Annotated in this window: 1 protein-coding gene; it reads left to right on the top strand. The window is 57.4% G+C overall.

Translation table 11 applies throughout. The features are described from left to right. Positions 1–139: 139 nt before the first annotated feature. Positions 140–1,049 (top strand): tetratricopeptide repeat protein (locus AC1D1P_RS24195; protein WP_477674773.1); only part of this gene is annotated, 910 nt, incomplete at its 3' end.

Here is a 1,049-nt window from a genome sequence, read left to right as displayed (position 1 = left end):
AGTGAGGTAAGGACGCCCTCGTCTGGCAATTGCGTGAACGTCCAAAAAAGGGGGTTAGCCCCAGCCTTGGCCTCAGTCGCGCCTGTTTGCGCGTGAAGGGCATGCGAAGATATAACCTCCCGGARACCAAAAAATCAAAATGCTGGAGCAGCTTCTTTCCAACTACATCGGCAATGCCGGCGCCGCCAACGCTCGCGGTGAATACGCCGCCGCCGCTGAGTGGTGCCAACGTAGTCTTCAACTCGCCCCTGACCTGCCTGAAGCCTGGTATCACCTGGGAACCGCATTCGGTGGGATGGGCAGAAAACCTGAGGCGGTAGACGCCCTTGAAAAGGCCCGGGTTCGGACACTCAATTCTGCGGACGCACAAAACAGCATCGGCCTGCAGCTGACCGAATTGGGGGCATACCTTAAGGCGGAGCAATGTCTGAATCAGGCGCTGGCATTGGCGCCGGACTATGCTTTTGCCCACTCCAACCTGGGCAAACTCCGGAGCAAACAGAAACGGCTGGACGATGCCGAAACGGCTTTCAGGAAGGCAATTGCACTGAGTCCGGATCTGGCTCCCGCTTATGTCAATCTTGGTGGCGTATTGAGTGACCAGAAAAATTACGAGGCCGCCGAAGCCGCCTGCCGCAAGGCAACCGAGCTGGCGCCGGATTCAGCCGAGGCCTGGCTCAACCTGGGGATCGCGTTGAACGGACTGAAGCAGCATGAGGCAGCCGAATCCTCTTACGCGAAAGCGATGGCGCTTGCACCGCATTGGCCCGACGTGTGGATCAACCGGGGAGTCGCTCTCGATGAGATGAAACGGCATGACGCGGCTGCCGACTGTTACAAGCGGAGCATGGAGCTGGATGCAAACGTCGAATTCGTGTTTGGTTCGCTGTTGCACGCAAAAATGAAGGTTTGCGACTGGCATTCACTTGCCTCCGATCTGCCAAAGATTTTCCAGGAAATCGAGCGTGGGAGGAATGTGGCAATACCGTTCGAAATCCTGGGACTCACTACGGATTTGGCGTTGCAGGCGCAAGCGGCCGCTATATGGG

The organism is Polaromonas sp. P1_E1_2, assembly GCF_056406035.1.
Note: the sequence above shows the minus strand (reverse complement) of the source record. Positions and strands in the feature narration are given on the sequence as shown.